This window comes from Pseudomonas sp. NPDC077649, assembly GCF_044542855.1.
Classification (GTDB): domain Bacteria; phylum Pseudomonadota; class Gammaproteobacteria; order Pseudomonadales; family Pseudomonadaceae; genus Aquipseudomonas.
This window is the reverse complement of the sequence record NZ_JBITVF010000003.1, coordinates 398,260-412,907: the sequence shown is the minus strand read 5'-3', so window position 1 is coordinate 412,907 and position 14,648 is coordinate 398,260. Positions and strand designations below refer to the sequence as shown.

Annotated in this window: 15 protein-coding genes; 9 read left to right on the top strand and 6 right to left on the bottom strand. The window is 67.7% G+C overall.

Translation table 11 applies throughout. The features are described from left to right. Window positions 1–33 precede the first annotated feature (33 nt). Genes ACIGFL_RS12270 through ACIGFL_RS12235 form a run of 8 tightly spaced genes read left to right on the top strand, consistent with a single transcriptional unit; the run spans window position 34 to window position 5,966 of the window. Complete coding sequence (locus ACIGFL_RS12270; RefSeq protein WP_021443803.1) at window positions 34–789, top strand: heme ABC transporter permease; 756 nt, start codon at window positions 34–36, stop codon at window positions 787–789. After that, the gene (gene ccmD, locus ACIGFL_RS12265) at window positions 786–962 is read left to right on the top strand and encodes a heme exporter protein CcmD (protein ID WP_021443802.1); all 177 of its coding nucleotides are present in this window, start codon (window positions 786–788) and stop codon (window positions 960–962) included. The genes ACIGFL_RS12270 and ccmD overlap by 4 nt, the downstream gene beginning before the upstream one ends. After that, the gene (ccmE, locus tag ACIGFL_RS12260) at window positions 959–1,447 is read left to right on the top strand and encodes a cytochrome c maturation protein CcmE (protein ID WP_021443801.1); all 489 of its coding nucleotides are present in this window, start codon (window positions 959–961) and stop codon (window positions 1,445–1,447) included. The genes ccmD and ccmE overlap by 4 nt, the downstream gene beginning before the upstream one ends. Continuing rightward, the gene (locus ACIGFL_RS12255; RefSeq protein WP_397497367.1) at window positions 1,444–3,417 is read left to right on the top strand and encodes a heme lyase CcmF/NrfE family subunit; all 1,974 of its coding nucleotides are present in this window, start codon (window positions 1,444–1,446) and stop codon (window positions 3,415–3,417) included. The genes ccmE and ACIGFL_RS12255 overlap by 4 nt, the downstream gene beginning before the upstream one ends. Further along, complete coding sequence (locus tag ACIGFL_RS12250; protein ID WP_397497366.1) at window positions 3,414–3,953, top strand: DsbE family thiol:disulfide interchange protein; 540 nt, start codon at window positions 3,414–3,416, stop codon at window positions 3,951–3,953. Before ACIGFL_RS12255 ends, ACIGFL_RS12250 begins: the two co-directional genes overlap by 4 nt. Further along, complete coding sequence (locus ACIGFL_RS12245; protein ID WP_122108397.1) at window positions 3,950–4,438, top strand: cytochrome c-type biogenesis protein; 489 nt, start codon at window positions 3,950–3,952, stop codon at window positions 4,436–4,438. Before ACIGFL_RS12250 ends, ACIGFL_RS12245 begins: the two co-directional genes overlap by 4 nt. Continuing rightward, a complete protein-coding gene (gene ccmI / locus ACIGFL_RS12240) occupies window positions 4,435–5,646 on the top strand; it encodes a c-type cytochrome biogenesis protein CcmI (protein WP_397497365.1) in 1,212 nt (403 codons plus the stop codon). Before ACIGFL_RS12245 ends, ccmI begins: the two co-directional genes overlap by 4 nt. Next, entirely contained in the window at window positions 5,643–5,966 is a 324-nt protein-coding gene (locus tag ACIGFL_RS12235; RefSeq protein ID WP_397497364.1) for a hypothetical protein, read from the top strand. The genes ccmI and ACIGFL_RS12235 overlap by 4 nt, the downstream gene beginning before the upstream one ends. Window positions 5,967–6,038: 72 nt before the next feature. On the opposite strand, the gene ACIGFL_RS12230 is transcribed toward ACIGFL_RS12235, so the two are convergent. The 6 genes from ACIGFL_RS12230 to gcl all read right to left on the bottom strand — a co-directional run bounded on the left by ACIGFL_RS12230 (window position 6,039) and on the right by gcl (window position 13,628). Beyond that, window positions 6,039–6,956, bottom strand: coding sequence for an urea transporter (locus tag ACIGFL_RS12230; protein WP_397497363.1), 918 nt, complete (start codon window positions 6,954–6,956; stop codon window positions 6,039–6,041). A gap of 210 nt (window positions 6,957–7,166) precedes the next feature. Beyond that, on the bottom strand, window positions 7,167–8,582 hold the full coding sequence (pyk, locus tag ACIGFL_RS12225; RefSeq protein WP_397497362.1) for a pyruvate kinase: 1,416 nt from the start codon (window positions 8,580–8,582) through the stop codon (window positions 7,167–7,169). After that, window positions 8,579–9,853, bottom strand: a complete 1,275-nt coding sequence (locus ACIGFL_RS12220) for a glycerate kinase (RefSeq protein ID WP_397497361.1) — start codon at window positions 9,851–9,853, stop codon at window positions 8,579–8,581. Before ACIGFL_RS12220 ends, pyk begins: the two co-directional genes overlap by 4 nt. Window positions 9,854–10,051: 198 nt before the next feature. Then, window positions 10,052–10,942 (bottom strand): 2-hydroxy-3-oxopropionate reductase, encoded by an 891-nt coding sequence (locus ACIGFL_RS12215; protein ID WP_017679198.1) that lies wholly within the window; start codon window positions 10,940–10,942, stop codon window positions 10,052–10,054. 13 nt (window positions 10,943–10,955) lie between these two features. After that, window positions 10,956–11,738, bottom strand: a complete 783-nt coding sequence (gene hyi / locus ACIGFL_RS12210) for a hydroxypyruvate isomerase (protein WP_397497360.1) — start codon at window positions 11,736–11,738, stop codon at window positions 10,956–10,958. 114 nt (window positions 11,739–11,852) lie between these two features. Beyond that, window positions 11,853–13,628, bottom strand: coding sequence for a glyoxylate carboligase (gcl, locus tag ACIGFL_RS12205; RefSeq protein ID WP_031302778.1), 1,776 nt, complete (start codon window positions 13,626–13,628; stop codon window positions 11,853–11,855). A 334-nt stretch (window positions 13,629–13,962) separates the two neighbouring features. Here gcl and ACIGFL_RS12200 point away from each other — a divergent pair, with 334 nt between their 5' ends. Further along, complete coding sequence (locus ACIGFL_RS12200; RefSeq protein ID WP_021442614.1) at window positions 13,963–14,397, top strand: heme-binding protein; 435 nt, start codon at window positions 13,963–13,965, stop codon at window positions 14,395–14,397. Window positions 14,398–14,648 lie beyond the last annotated feature (251 nt).

Here is a 14,648-nt window from a genome sequence, read left to right as displayed (position 1 = left end):
CATCCGGGCCACGTTTGAGTGATGAGTCGAGCGATGAACTGGACGTGGTTTCACAAGTGGGGTTCGCCCAAGTGGTTCTATGAGATCAGCGGCCGCTGGCTGCCCTGGCTGAGCATCGCCGCCGGGCTGCTGATCGCCGCCGGGCTGGTCTGGGGCCTGGCCTTCGCGCCGCCGGACTACCAGCAGGGCAACAGCTTCCGGATCATCTACATCCACGTGCCGGCGGCCTTCCTCGCCCAGTCGATCTACGTGATGCTGGCGGTCGCCGGCCTGGTCGGTCTGGTGTGGAAGATGAAGCTGGCCGACGTCGCCCTGCAGCAGGCCGCGCCCATCGGCGCCTGGATGACCGCCATCGCCCTGCTCACCGGCGCCATCTGGGGCAAGCCGACCTGGGGCACCTATTGGGTGTGGGACGCGCGCCTGACCTCGATGCTGATCCTGCTGTTCCTCTACTTCGGCGTGATCGCCCTGGGCAACGCCATCAGCAACCGCGACAGCGCGGCCAAGGCCTGCGCGGTGCTGGCCATAGTCGGGGTGGTCAATATCCCGATCATCAAGTACTCGGTGGAGTGGTGGAACTCGCTGCACCAGACCGCCACCTTCAAGATCACCGAGAAGCCGGCCATGCCGGTGGAAATGTGGCTGCCGCTGCTGCTCGCCGTGCTCGGCTTCTACTGCTTCTTCGGCGCCGTGCTGCTCTACCGCATGCGCACCGAGGTGCTCAAGCGCGAGGCACGCAGCAGTTGGGTGAAAGCCGAGGTCGAATCCCTGGTGGAGGGCAAGGCATGAGTTTTTCCTCCTTCGCCGAGTTTCTCGCCATGGGCAGCCATGGCGCCTACGTGTGGAGCGCCTACGGCATCAGCCTGGCGGTGCTGGCGTTGAATGTGGCGTGGCCGATCCTGGCGCGCCGCCGTTACCTGCAAGACGAGGCGCGCCGTTTGCGCCGGGAGAAGTCGAAGTGAATCCGGTCCGCAAGAAACGTCTGTACATCGTTCTAGCCATCCTCTGCGGCGTCAGCATCGCCGTGGCCCTGGCGCTGACCGCGCTGCAGGAAAACATCAACCTGTTCTACACCCCGACCCAGATCGCCGACGGCGAGGCGCCGCTCGATACCCGCATCCGCGCCGGCGGGCTGGTGGAGGAGGGCTCGGTGAAGCGCTCGCCGGACAGCCTGGAGGTGGACTTCGTGGTCACCGACGGCGCCAAGGGCATCACCATCCGCTACCAGGGCATCCTCCCCGACCTGTTCCGCGAGGGTCAGGGCATCGTCGCCCTGGGCAAGGTCAACGAGCAGGGCGTGCTGGTGGCCGACGAAGTGCTGGCCAAGCACGACGAGAACTACATGCCGCCGGAAGTGATGCAGGCGCTGGAAAAGAGCGGCATGAAGCAGCAGCACGACGCCGCCACTGCCGGCAAACAGGCCTACCAGCAGGAGAGTGCGCAATGATTCCCGAACTCGGCCATCTGGCGATGATCCTGGCGCTGTGCCTGTGCCTGGTGCAGGCCACGCTGCCGCTGATCGGCGCCTGGCGCGGCGACCACCAGTGGATGAGCCTGGCGCAGCCGGCCGCCTGGGGCCAGTTCGCCTTCCTGCTGTTTTCCTTCCTCTGCCTGACCTACGCCTTCATGGTCGACGACTTCTCCGTCGCCTACGTGGCCAACAACTCCAACAGCGCGCTGCCTTGGTACTACAAGTTCAGCGCCGTATGGGGCGCCCACGAGGGCTCGCTGCTGCTGTGGGCGCTGATCCTGGCCGGCTGGACCTTCGCCGTGGCGATCTTCTCCCGCCACCTGCCGGAAGAGATGCTGGCCCGCGTGCTGGCGGTGATGGGCATGATCAGCATCGGCTTCCTGCTGTTTCTGATCGTCACCTCCAACCCCTTCGAGCGCCTGCTGCCGAATGCGCCGATGGACGGCCGCGACCTCAACCCGCTGCTGCAGGACTTCGGCCTGATCGTCCACCCGCCGATGCTGTACATGGGCTACGTCGGCTTCTCGGTGGCCTTCGCCTTCGCCATCGCCGCGCTGCTCGGCGGCAAGCTGGACGCCGCCTGGGCGCGCTGGTCGCGGCCCTGGACCATAGTCGCCTGGGCCTTCCTCGGCATCGGCATCGCCCTGGGCTCCTGGTGGGCCTACTACGAGCTGGGCTGGGGCGGCTGGTGGTTCTGGGACCCGGTGGAGAACGCCTCCTTTATGCCCTGGCTGGTGGGGACGGCTTTGATTCACTCGCTGGCGGTCACCGAGAAGCGCGGGGTGTTCAAGAGCTGGACCGTGCTGCTGGCCATCGCCGCCTTCTCCCTCAGCCTGCTCGGTACCTTCCTGGTGCGTTCCGGGGTGCTGACCTCGGTGCATGCCTTCGCCACCGACCCCGAGCGCGGCGTGTTCATCCTCGCCTTCCTGCTGCTGGTGGTGGGCGGCTCGCTGGCGCTGTTCGCCCTGCGCGCGCCGGTGGTGCGCAGCCAGGTCGGCTTCGGCCTGTGGTCGCGCGAGACCCTGCTGCTGGTCAACAACATCGTGCTGGTGGTGGCCGCGGCGATGATCCTGCTCGGCACCCTCTACCCGCTGGTGCTCGACGCCCTGACCGGGGCCAAGCTGTCGGTCGGCCCGCCTTACTTCAACGCGCTGTTCGTGCCGCTGATGGCGCTGCTGATGGCAGTGATCAGCGTCGGCGTGCTGGTGCGCTGGAAGGACACCCCGCTGCACTGGCTCGGGCGCATGCTGGCGCCGGTGTTGGTGGCCAGCGTGGTGCTGGCGCTGGTCGCCACCTTCGTCCACGGCGACTTCCACTGGGCGGTGCTCGCCGTGTGCCTGCTGGCGGCCTGGGTGGTGCTGGCCGGTGCCCGCGACATCCTCGACAAGACCCGTCACAAGGGCCTGCTCAAGGGCCTGCCGAGCCTCGGTCGCAGCTACTGGGGCATGCAGATGGCACATTTCGGTTTCGCGGTATGCGCCCTCGGCGTGGTGCTGACCAGCCTGGGCAGCTACGAGCGCGACCTGCGCATGGCGCCGGGCGATTCGGTGGAACTCGGCGGTTATCGCTTCCAGTTCGACGGCGCGGTGCACCATGAGGGGCCCAACTTCATCTCCGACAAGGGCACGGTGCGGGTGTTCGACGGCGAGCGGCAGATCAAGGTGCTGCACCCGGAGAAGCGTCTGTACACCGTGCAGCAGGCAACGATGACCGAGGCGGGCATCGACGCCGGCTTCACCCGCGACCTCTTCGTCGCCCTCGGCGAGCCGCTGGAGCAGGGCGCCTGGGCGGTGCGCGTGCACATCAAGCCGTTCGTCCGCTGGATCTGGCTGGGCGCACTGCTGATGGGCCTCGGCGGTTTCCTCGCCGCCAGCGATTCGCGTTACCGGATCAAGGTGCGCACCCGCGTGCGCGAGGCCCTCGGCATGGCGGAGGCCAAGGCATGAAACGACTGTTGCTGCTGCTGCCGCTGCTGGCCTTTCTCGGCATCACCGTGTTTCTCTACCGCGGGCTGTTCCTCGACCCCTCGGAGCTGCCCTCGGCGCTGATCGGCAAGCCCTTCCCGGCCTTCAGCCTGCCGTCGCTGGACGATCCGGCGCGCACCCTGACTCAGGAGGACCTCAAGGGCAAACCGGCGCTGGTCAACGTCTGGGCCACCTGGTGCCCGGCCTGCCGTCACGAGCACCCGGTGCTGAACAAGCTGGCCGAGGCCGGCGTGGTGATCCACGGGGTCAACTACAAGGATGAACGCGCGCCGGCGCAGCAATGGCTGCGCGACCTGCACAACCCCTACCAGCTCAACATCGAGGACGCCAAGGGCAGCCTCGGCCTGGACCTGGGCGTGTACGGCGCGCCGGAAACCTTCTTCGTCGATGCCCAGGGCATCATCCGCCACAAGTTCGTCGGCACCATCGACGAGCGCGTCTGGCGCGAGAAGCTGGCGCCGATCTACCAGCAACTGGCCGACGAGGTGCAGCCATGAAGCGCCTGCTGCTCAGTTGCGGCCTCAGCCTGGGCCTGCTGGCCGGCGCCCAGGCCGCCATCGACACCTTCGAGTTCGCCAGCGAGGCGGAGCGCCAGCGCTACCGCAACCTGATCGAAGAACTGCGCTGCCCCAAGTGCCAGAACCAGAACATCGCCGACTCCGACGCGCCGATCGCCATGGACCTGCGCAGCGAGATCTTCCGCATGCTGGAGGAGGGCAAGAGCAACGAGCAGATCATCGACTTCCTGGTCTCGCGCTACGGCGACTTCGTGCTCTACAACCCGCCCGTCACCGGGCGCACCCTGCTGCTCTGGTACGGCCCGGCCGGCCTGCTGCTGATCGGCTTCGGCGTGCTCGGGACCATCGTCCTGCGCCGCCGCAAGCAGCAGAAGACGCGCCCGGCCGCCGGCCTCTCCGCCGATGAGCAGCAGCGCCTCGCCGCGCTGCTCGAGCAAAACTCTCAGGACAAGAAAGACCAATGATCGATTTCTGGTTGCCCGCCGGGTTGCTGCTGCTGACCGCCCTGGCGTTTCTGCTGATCCCGGTGCTGCGCATTCGCAAGCTGCAGGCCGAGGAAGACCGCACCGCCCTCAACGTCACCCTCTACCAGGAGCGCCTGCAGGAGCTGGAAACCCAGCGCCAGGCCGGCGTGCTCGACGACGCCCAGCTCGAGGCCGGCCGCGCCGAGGCCGCGCGCGAACTGCTGGCCGATACCGAAGGCGTGCAGCGCCGCAGCGGCGTGCTCGGCGGCAAGATCCCGCTGCTCGCCGCCATCCTGGTGCCGCTGCTGGGCGTCGGCCTGTACCTGCACTGGGGCGCCCTGGCTCAGGTCGAGCAGACCCGCCAGCTGGCCGCGCAGCAGCCGCAGAGCATCGAAGAGATGACCGCGCGCCTGGAACAGTCGCTCAAGGACAACCCGGAGTCGGCCGAGGCCTGGTACTTCCTCGGTCGCACCTATATGGCCCAGGAGCGCGCCGGTGATGCGGCCAAGGCCTTCGAGCAGGCGGTGAAGCGGGCCGGCCGCGCGCCGGAGTTGCTCGGCCAGTGGGCGCAGGCGCTGTACTTCGCCGGCGGCAAGCAGTGGAGCGACGAGCTGCAGGCGCTGACCGACGAAGCGCTGAAGACCGACCCGCAAGAGGTGACCAGCCTCGGCCTGCTCGGCATCGCCGCCTACGAGAGCCAGCGTTACGCCGATGCGGTGCGCTACTGGGAGCGTCTGGTGGCGGTGCTGCCGGAACAGGACCCGTCGCGCGCGGCGATTGCCGGCGGCATCGAGCGCGCCCGTCAGCAGATCGGCGAAGGCGAGCAGCCGCCGGCCGCTGCCGCGCCGGGCGCCAAGGTGCATGCCCTGGAAGTCAGCGTGGCGCTGTCGCCCGAGGTGCAGGCGCAGGTACAGCCGGACGACAGCGTGTTCGTCTTCGCCCGCGCCTTGAGCGGCCCGCCCATGCCGCTGGCGGTCAAGCGCCTGAAGGTTTCCGACCTGCCGGCGCAGGTCAGCCTGTCGGATGTCGATGCGATGATGCCCGAGCTCAAGCTGTCCGGCTTTGCCCAGGTGCAGCTGGTGGCGCGGGTATCGCGCGAGGGCAATGCCACCCGCGGCGAGTGGATCGGCCAGCGCGGGCCGGTGTCGAACACCGCGCGCGACACCCAGGCGCTGCTGATTGACAGCCGCGACGGTCAGGCGCAATGAAGCGCCTGGCGCTGCTCGGCGCGCTCAGCCTGAGCCTGGTCGGTTGCGCCGTGCAGCCCAGTGCGCCGCTCGGCTCGCTGCCGCCGGTGCAGCAGCCGTCGCACCCGCGCTACGCGCCGCCGCCGGGCGTGGCCAGCCACTGGAACCCGGCGCTGGGCGTCTACGTGGTCGAGGGCGCGCGCGACCTCTACTACCGCGAGCGCATCTTCTATCGCTGGGCCAGCGGCTGGAGCTGGTCGCCGCAGCCCGGCGGGCCCTGGCGCGCCACCGACAGCAGCGGCATCCCGCCGGGGCTCTACCGGCATTATCAGAGTCGCTGAAGTCTGTCCGCTCGACACACGGCGCCCCAGGGCGCCGTTTTGCGTACTGGGGATCGGCCCGGTCGAGACTGTTCAGGGTTGGCGCCGCGGCGCACTGTCCTTCACCGCCTGACGCCAGCGTTGCGCGCTAGCCTTGACCAGCCAGCAGGCGAGGATAAAGGGCATGGTCAGCGCCGGTATTTCGAGAGCGGCGAAACCCGGTTGCAGCAGTAGGGCCAGCAGCAGGCCGCACAGCGGCGCGATGGGGTTGCGCTGCACCTGGGCCAAGGCGATGGCGGCGAGGCTGGCGTTGTAGCCGTAGAGTCCGGCCAGGGCGCCGTCGCTGGGCCAGCCCTGCAGCAGGGCGAGGGCGAAGCCGGCGCTCGAGCCCAGCACGGCCCACAGCGCGGCGCGGCGGTCGGCCAGCAGCAGGCCGAGCAGCAGGGCGAGGCCGGCCAGCGGCGCGTCGAGGAAGATCACCTGGCCCAGGCCGCGCAGCACCGCCAGCAGCAGCTCCACGCCGGCCAGCTCGGGCGTGGCGGGCGCCGGCGCTGGCGCTGCCGGCGGCAGGCCCAGCGGGGCGGCCAGGGCCAGCAGCGCCCAGCCCAGCATGACGAACGGGAAGGTGAAAGCCGGCAGCCAGCCATGCTGGCGCATGCGCCGCATCCAGGGGGCCAGCAGCAGGCTGGAGAGCCCGGCGCTGGCGACGATCAGCAGCGGCAGCAGCGGTGTCCAGGCCAGTTTCAGGCTGAGCAGCAGGCCGAGCAGGATGCCGTTGTAGCCGTACAGGCCGATGGCGATGTCCGCCTGCGGGTAGCCGCGGCGCTGCGCCACCAGCATCGAGGCCAGGCCGCCGAGCAGCGCGCCGCCGAGCAGGTCGGGTGCGCCGAGCACAATCGCCAGCAGCACCAGCAGGCCGCAACCGGGGTGCTGCTGCAGGAAGATCTGGGCGAAGCCGCAAAGCAGGGCGCGCAGGCCTTGCAGGGCGTGCTGGGAAGAGAGAGGCGACATGCTGGACTCGAAACAAAAAGAGGCGCCCGATGGGCGCCTGCAAACTGGTTATGCCCGCGCGGGGCTTGGGGAGCGCGTTCTTCCTGGATTCATTCGCGGCTGAAGCCGCTCCCACAAGGCCGCGTGTAGTGCGGATGAAGCCGGGGAAGCAGGGGATTTCCCCGGATTTCATCCGGGCTACGGTGCTGTATTGCGTTGAGCGCCGCCGGCTCAGTGCAGGGTTTCGATCCTCAGGCTGTTGGTGCTGCCGGGCTGGCCGAAGGGTTCGCCGGCGGTGATCACCACGGTGTCGCCGCGCTGGGCCATGCCCTGGGCCTGGGCGATCTCCAGTGCAGTGCTGGTGACCTCCTCGACCTTGTGCAGGCGCTCGTTGACTACCGAGTAGATGCCCCAGGCCACGGTCAGGCGGCGCGCGGTGGTCAGGCTCGGGGTCAGGCTGAGGATCGGCGCCTTGGGCCGCTCGCGCGAGGCGCGCAGGCTGGAGCTGCCGGATTCGGTGTAGTTGACCAATGCCGCCACCGGCAGGATCGAGCTGATACGGCGAATGGCGCAGCTGATGGCGTCGCTGGCGGTGGCCTCGGCCTGCGGGCGGCCGACGTCGAGCTGGCTCTGGTAGTCCGGGCCGTTCTCCACCTGGCGGATGATCTTGCTCATCATCTGTACGGTTTCCAGCGGGTAGTCGCCGGAGGCGGTCTCGGCCGACAGCATCACTGCATCGGCGCCTTCGGCGACGGCGTTGGCCACGTCGGTGACTTCGGCGCGGGTCGGTGCCGGGGAGAAGCGCATGGATTCGAGCATCTGCGTGGCGACGACCACCGGGCGGCCCAGTTGGCGGCAGGTGCGCACGATGTCCTTCTGAATGCGCGGCACGTTCTCGGCCGGCACTTCCACGCCCAGGTCACCGCGCGCCACCATGATGGCGTCGCACAGCTTGGCGATTTCTTCGAGATGCTGCACCGCCGAGGGCTTCTCGATCTTGGCCATGAGGAAGGCCTTGCCCTGGATCAGTTCACGGGCCTCGACTATGTCCTCGGGGCGCTGCACGAACGACAGCGCCACCCAGTCCACGCCCAGCTCCAGGCCGAAGGCCAGGTCGCGGCGATCCTTCTCGGTCAGCGGCGACAGTTGCAGCACGGCCTCGGGCACGTTGACGCCCTTGCGGTCGGACAGCTCGCCACCGGCGATCACCTCGGTGATCACGGCGTCATTATGCTTGGCGGTCACTTTCAGGCGCAGGCGGCCGTCGTCCAGCAGCAGGCTCATGCCCGGCTGCAGGGCTTCGATGATTTCCGGGTGGGGCAGATTGACCCGGCTGGCGTCGCCGGGCGTGGCGTCCAGGTCCAGGCGCAGGCTCTGGCCGTTGACCAGTTGCACCTTGCCGTCGGCAAAGCGGCCGACACGCAGCTTCGGCCCCTGCAGGTCCATGAGGATGCCGATGGGCTGGCCCAGCTCGTGCTCCACCTGGCGCACCCACTGGTAGCGCTGGGCGTGATCGGCGTGCTCGCCGTGGCTGAAGTTGAGGCGGAACAGGTTGACCCCGGCTTCCACCAGCTGGCGGATATGCGCGGCGTCGCGGATCGCCGGCCCGAGGGTGGCGAGGATCTTCACTTTCTTGTCGGCGTTCATTGGGCAGGGCTCTCAAGGATCAGAATGGCGCGGAAATCGTTGACGTTGGTACGGGTCGGCCCGGTGACGATCAGCTCGTCGAGGGCGGCGAAGTAGCCATAGCCGTTGTTGTTGTCCAGTTCGTCGCGGGCGCTCAGGCCCTTGATGCCGGCACGGGCATGGCTGTAGGGCGTCATGATGGCGCCGGCGTTGTCTTCGGAGCCGTCGATGCCGTCGGTGTCGCCGGCCAGCGCGTAGACGCCGGGCAGGCCCTTGAGGCTGTCGGTGAGGCTGAGGAGGAATTCGGCGTTGCGCCCGCCGCGGCCGTTGCCGCGTACGGTGACGGTGGTTTCGCCGCCGGAAAGAATCACGCACGGCGGTTTGATCGGCTGGCCATGCAGCTGCACCTGACGGGCGATGCCGGCGTGCACCTTGGCCACGTCGCGCGACTCGCCTTCCAGGTCGCCGAGAATCAGCACCGGCAGCCCGGCCTCCTGGGCCTTGGCAGCAGCGGCGTCGAGCGATTGCTGCGGCGTGGCGATCAGCTGGAAGTGGCTGCGGGCGAGCACCGGGTCGCCCGGCTTGACCGTTTCCGAGCGCGGGTCCTGCAGCCAGGCGCGTACGTTGGCCGGGATGTCGATGGCGTAGCGGGCGAGAATCGCCAGGGCTTCGGCCGAGGTGGTGGGGTCGCCTACGGTGGGGCCGGAGGCGATCACCGTGGCCTCGTCGCCGGGTACGTCGGAGATGGCGTAGGTGTAGACGGTGGCCGGCCAGCAGGCCTTGGCCAGGCGGCCGCCCTTGATCGCCGAGAGGTGCTTGCGCACGCAGTTCATCTCGCCGATGGTGGCGCCGGATTTGAGCAGCGCCTTGTTGATCGCCTGCTTGTCCTTAAGGCTAATGCCCTCTGCCGGCAGCGCCAGCAGCGAGGAGCCGCCGCCGGAGAGGAGGAAGATCACCCGGTCGTCTTCGCCAAGGTTCGACACCAGCTCCAGTACACGGCGGGCGACGCGCTCGCCGGCGTCGTCCGGTACCGGGTGAGCGGCTTCCACCACCTCGATCTTCTTGCAGTCGGCGCCGTGCTCGTAGCGGGTCACCACCAGGCCGCTGACCTCGCCTTGCCACTCCTGCTCGATCACCTCGGCCATGGCCGCGGCGGCCTTGCCTGCGCCGATGACGATGACGCGGCCGCTGCGGTCGGCGGGCAGGTGGTCGGCCAGCACCTGGCGCGGATGCGCGGCAGCGATGGCGGTGGCGAACAGGTCGCGCAGCAGGCGTTGCGGATCGAAGGTCATGGCGGCTTTCTCTTGTTCTGGGGTGACGCTGGATCGATTCCAGTCCGCAGGCGCCGCATGGCAGCGCCTGGGGAGTGGAATCGACCGACCTGGCAATCGGGCCGTGACACCTCCTGCCAGGAAGGTCGAAAGGGTGCCGGGGCTCGCCCGGCCAATCGGTGCGCACGGCGCACCCTACCGTGCGCCGTGTGCGGCGATTTACTCGCCGCGGATATTGAAGTTGGCCATATGCTCCAGACCCTTGATCAGAGCGGAGTGGTCCCAGCCGCTGCCGCCGAGGGCCGCGCAGGTGCTGAACACCTGCTGGGCGTTGGCGGTGTTGGGCAGGTTCAGGCCCAGCTCGCGGGCGCCGGACAGCGCCAGGTTGAGGTCCTTCTGGTGCAGGCTGATGCGGAAGCCCGGATCGAAGGTGCCCTTGATCATGCGCTCGCCGTGCACTTCGAGGATCTTCGAGCCGGCGAAGCCGCCCATCAGCGCTTCACGCACCTTGGCCGGGTCGGCGCCGTTCTTAGCGGCGAACAGCAGGGCTTCGGCGACTGCCTGGATGTTCAGCGCGACGATGATCTGGTTGGCCACCTTGGCGGTCTGGCCGTCGCCATTGCCGCCGACGCGGGTGATGTTCTTGCCCATGGCCTGGAACAGCGGCAGGGCGCGTTCGAAGGCGTTCGGGCAGCCACCGACCATGATCGACAGGGTGGCGGCCTTGGCGCCGACTTCGCCGCCGGACACCGGGGCGTCCAGGTAGGCGGCGCCGGTGGCCTTGATCTTCTCGGCGAAGGCCTTGGTGGCGGTGGGGGAGATCGAGCTCATGTCGATCACCACCTTGCCGGCGCCGACGCCCTGGGCGATGCCGTTGTCGCGGAACAGCACGTCTTCGACCTGCGGGGTGTCCGGGACCATGACGATGATGAATTCGGCTTCCTGGGCCACTTCCTTCGGGTTGGCCAGGGCGATGCCGTTGTCGCCCAGCAGGTCGGCCGGCGCCTTGTCGAAGTGCTCGGAGAAGAACAGGGTGTGGCCGGCCTTCTGCAGGTTCTGCGCCATGGGCTTGCCCATGATGCCGGTGCCGATAAATCCGATTTTAGCCATGCGTAGAGTCTCCTCAGATTGCGTTGTGCGCTTTCATCCAGCCGAGGCCGGCAGCGGTGGTGGTTGCCGGCTTGTATTCACAGCCGATCCAGCCCTGGTAGCCGATGCGGTCCAGGTGCTCGAAGAGGAAGCGGTAGTTGATCTCGCCGGTGCCCGGCTCGTTGCGGCCCGGGTTGTCGGCCAGCTGCACGTGGTTGATGGCGGCCAGGTTGCTCTCAACCGTGCGGGCCAGGTCACCTTCCATGATCTGCATGTGGTAGATGTCGTACTGCAGGTACAGGTTGGTGCTGCCGACCTTGTCGCGGATGTCCAGCGCCTGCTTGGTGTTGTTCAGGTAGAAGCCGGGGATGTCGCGGGTGTTGATGGCTTCCATGACCAGGCGGATACCGGCGCCGGCCAGCTTGTCGGCCGCGTAGCGCAGGTTGTCGACGAAAGTCTTTTCCACGGTCGCGCAGTCCAGGCCCTGCGGGCGGATGCCGGCCAGGCAGTTGATCTGCTTGTTGCCCAGCACCTTGGCGTAGGCGATGGCCTGGTCGACGCCGGCGCGGAACTCCTCGACGCGATCCGGGTGGCAGGCGATGCCGCGCTCGCCCTTGCCCCAGTCGCCGGCCGGCAGGTTGAACAGCACCTGCTCGAGCTGGTTGGCGTCCAGGCGGGCCTTGATCTCTTCCACCGGGAAGTCATAGGGGAAGAGGTATTCCACGCCGCTGAAACCGGCTTCGGCGGCGGCGGCGAAACGGTCCAGGAAGTCCACTTCGGTGAACAGCATGGACAGGTTGGCAGCAAAACGGGGCATGGTGTGCTCCTTGTCGTAGCCCGGATGCAATCCGGGGCGGTGTTGCGGTCTTCCCGGATTGCATCCGGGCTACGTCGTGGTGGCCGGGTGCGCGTGGCACACCCGGCGTACGGATCAATCCAGCAGCGAGATGGCGGTCGGCGCGTCGACGCCGCGCTCGGCCAGTTCCTCGAACTCGTTGATGGCGTTGATCTCGGTGCCCATGGAGATGTTGGTGACGCGCTCCAGGATGATCTCCACCACCACCGGCACGCGGTGCTCGGCCATTAGGCGCTTGGCTTCGGCGAAGGCGTTCTGCAGCTCGTTCGGATCGAACACGCGGATCGCCTTGCAGCCCAGGCCCTCGACCACGGCGACGTGGTCGACGCCGTAACCGTTGAGCTCCGGCGCGTTGATGTTCTCGAACGCCAGCTGCACGCAGTAGTCGATGTCGAAGCCGCGCTGCGCCTGACGGATCAGGCCCAGGTAGGAGTTGTTCACCAGCACGTGGATGTACGGCAGGTTGAACTGCGCGCCGACGGCCAGCTCCTCGATCATGAACTGGAAGTCGTAGTCGCCGGACAGCGCCACCACGTTGCGGTTCGGGTCGGCCTTGACCACGCCGAGGGCCGCCGGAATGGTCCAGCCCAGCGGGCCGGCCTGACCGCAGTTGATCCAGTGGCGCGGCTTGTACACGTGGAGGAACTGCGCGCCGGCGATCTGCGACAGACCGATGGTGCTGACGTAGCAGGTGTCCTTGCCGAAGGCTTCGTTCATCTCTTCGTAGACGCGCTGCGGCTTGGCCGGCACGTTGTCGAAGTGGGTCTTGCGCTGCAGGGTGCGCTTGCGCTCGCGGCAGGCTTCGACCCAGGCGCTGCGGTCCTTCAGCTTGCCGGCGGCCTGCCACTCGCGGGCCACTTCGAGGAAGGCGTCCAGCGCGGCGCCGGCGTCGGAGACGATGCCCAGATCCGGGTTGAACACGCGGCCGATCTGGGTCGGTTCGATGTCGACGTGGATGAACTTGCGGCCCTCGGTGTAGACCTCCACCGAGCCGGTGTGACGGTTGGCCCAGCGGTTGCCGATGCCGAACACCAGGTCGGAGGCGAGCAGGGTGGCGTTGCCGTAGCGGTGCGAAGTCTGCAGGCCGACCATGCCGACCATCAGCTTGTGGTCGTCGGGGATTGCGCCCCAGCCCATCAGGGTCGGCACCACCGGTACGCCGGTCAGCTCGGCAAATTCCACCAGCTTGTCCGCCGCGTCGGCATTGAAGATGCCGCCACCGGCGACCAGCAGCGGGCGCTCGGCCTCGTTGAGCAGGGCGATGGCTTTCTCGGCCTGGATGCGGCTGGTGGTCGGCTTGGCCACCGGCAGCGGCTCGTAGGCGTCGATGTCGAATTCGATCTCGGCCATCTGCACGTCGAACGGCAGGTCGATCAGCACCGGGCCGGGACGGCCGCTGCGCATTTCCTGGAAGGCGCGCTGGAAGGCGCGCGGCACCTGGCCGGGCTCCATCACGGTGGTCGCCCACTTGGTTACTGGGCCGACGATGCTGGTGATGTCGACCGCCTGGAAATCTTCCTTGTGCATGCGCGCACGCGGCGCCTGGCCGGTGATGCACAGAATCGGGATGGAGTCGGCCGACGCCGAGTACAGGCCGGTGACCATGTCGGTGCCGGCCGGGCCGGAGGTGCCGATGCACACGCCGATGTTGCCGGCATTGGTGCGGGTGTAACCCTCGGCCATGTGCGAAGCGCCTTCGACGTGACGGGCCAGGACGTGATCGATGCCACCGAGTTTCTTCAGTGCGGCATACAGGGGGTTGATGGCAGCGCCGGGGACGCCGAACGCGGTATCGACGCCTTCGCGGCGCATCACCAGTACGGCTGCCTCGATTGCTCTCATTCTGGCCATAATCTTGTGCCTCTTTTGTTATCAGATTGTATACAAAACACCTGGCTCGGATTCTATGCAGGCCATGACTTCGCGGTCAACAATTTTTCCGGTGCAGCCTGTCGCCTGGCCAAATTCTTTTGAAACGCCCGTTTGACGGGGTTGGCAGTGCAGGCGAAGAGGTGTGTCGCGCTAACTGTATACAATAAAAAATAATATTGTATGTAGTGGTTGAATTTTTTGTTTCTGGTGGGATAGTGAGGGCGAGCTTTGGATTGCCTGGGGCCGTCGGCATGCGCAGTGCCGGCCTCGCTCCGGGCGTTTCGTTCCCTTCGTCACTTCAGGAGTCATCCGCATGAGCAACTTGAACCTGCAAACCGCCAACGCCATCGGTAACCGCGCGCTGGCCGTGGGCCGCGAGATAAAGGCGGCGCCGCTGACCGTCGCCGTACTGGATGCCGGCGGGCATCTGATCTGCCTGCAGCGCGAGGACGGCGCCAGCCTGCTGCGCCCGCAGATCGCTATCGGCAAGGCCTGGGGCGCGCTGGCCCTGGGCAAGGGCTCGCGCCTGATCGCCGCCGACGCGCAGCAGCGCCCGGCCTTTATCGGGGCGGTGAACAACCTGGCCCAGGGTAGCCTGGTGCCGGCGCCGGGCGGCGTGCTGATCCGCGACGAGCGCGGCGAAGTGATCGGCGCCGTCGGCATCACCGGCGACACCTCGGATATCGACGAGCAGTGTGCGGTCAGCGCGCTGGAGTCGCTGGGGCTGAAGGCGGATGCCGGGGCGTAGGGTGAGCCGGGCGCACCGGCTTTACCGCCGGTGCGCGTTACGCCCGGATTGAATTCGGGCTACGACTGTGGGGGGATTGGCCGCGACTGCGGCTTGGAGGCGTCGCCGCTAAAGCGTCGCCCACGTTGCGTAGGGTGGATGTCGCTTTTTACATCCACCGGAGCGGTGGATCGGTAAGGCGCGATCCGTCCTGCAGACTGCCGAACATCTCTTTAACTCGGTACGCACGGCGCACCCTGCTGCGGTCAGCC

Excerpts from the sequence above, each read along its gene's own strand:
- ACIGFL_RS12270 (WP_021443803.1), top strand. The coding sequence starts at position 34 with ATGAACTGGACGTGGTTTCACAAGTGGGGTTCGCCCAAGTGGTTCTAT.
- ccmD (WP_021443802.1), top strand. The coding sequence starts at position 786 with ATGAGTTTTTCCTCCTTCGCCGAGTTTCTCGCCATGGGCAGCCATGGC.
- ACIGFL_RS12255 (WP_397497367.1), top strand. The coding sequence starts at position 1,444 with ATGATTCCCGAACTCGGCCATCTGGCGATGATCCTGGCGCTGTGCCTG.
- ACIGFL_RS12250 (WP_397497366.1), top strand. The coding sequence starts at position 3,414 with ATGAAACGACTGTTGCTGCTGCTGCCGCTGCTGGCCTTTCTCGGCATC.
- ACIGFL_RS12245 (WP_122108397.1), top strand. The coding sequence starts at position 3,950 with ATGAAGCGCCTGCTGCTCAGTTGCGGCCTCAGCCTGGGCCTGCTGGCC.
- ccmI (WP_397497365.1), top strand. The coding sequence starts at position 4,435 with ATGATCGATTTCTGGTTGCCCGCCGGGTTGCTGCTGCTGACCGCCCTG.
- ACIGFL_RS12235 (WP_397497364.1), top strand. The coding sequence starts at position 5,643 with ATGAAGCGCCTGGCGCTGCTCGGCGCGCTCAGCCTGAGCCTGGTCGGT.
- ACIGFL_RS12230 (WP_397497363.1), bottom strand. The coding sequence starts at position 6,956 with ATGTCGCCTCTCTCTTCCCAGCACGCCCTGCAAGGCCTGCGCGCCCTG.
- pyk (WP_397497362.1), bottom strand. The coding sequence starts at position 8,582 with ATGAACGCCGACAAGAAAGTGAAGATCCTCGCCACCCTCGGGCCGGCG.
- ACIGFL_RS12220 (WP_397497361.1), bottom strand. The coding sequence starts at position 9,853 with ATGACCTTCGATCCGCAACGCCTGCTGCGCGACCTGTTCGCCACCGCC.
- ACIGFL_RS12215 (WP_017679198.1), bottom strand. The coding sequence starts at position 10,942 with ATGGCTAAAATCGGATTTATCGGCACCGGCATCATGGGCAAGCCCATG.
- hyi (WP_397497360.1), bottom strand. The coding sequence starts at position 11,738 with ATGCCCCGTTTTGCTGCCAACCTGTCCATGCTGTTCACCGAAGTGGAC.
- gcl (WP_031302778.1), bottom strand. The coding sequence starts at position 13,628 with ATGGCCAGAATGAGAGCAATCGAGGCAGCCGTACTGGTGATGCGCCGC.
- ACIGFL_RS12200 (WP_021442614.1), top strand. The coding sequence starts at position 13,963 with ATGAGCAACTTGAACCTGCAAACCGCCAACGCCATCGGTAACCGCGCG.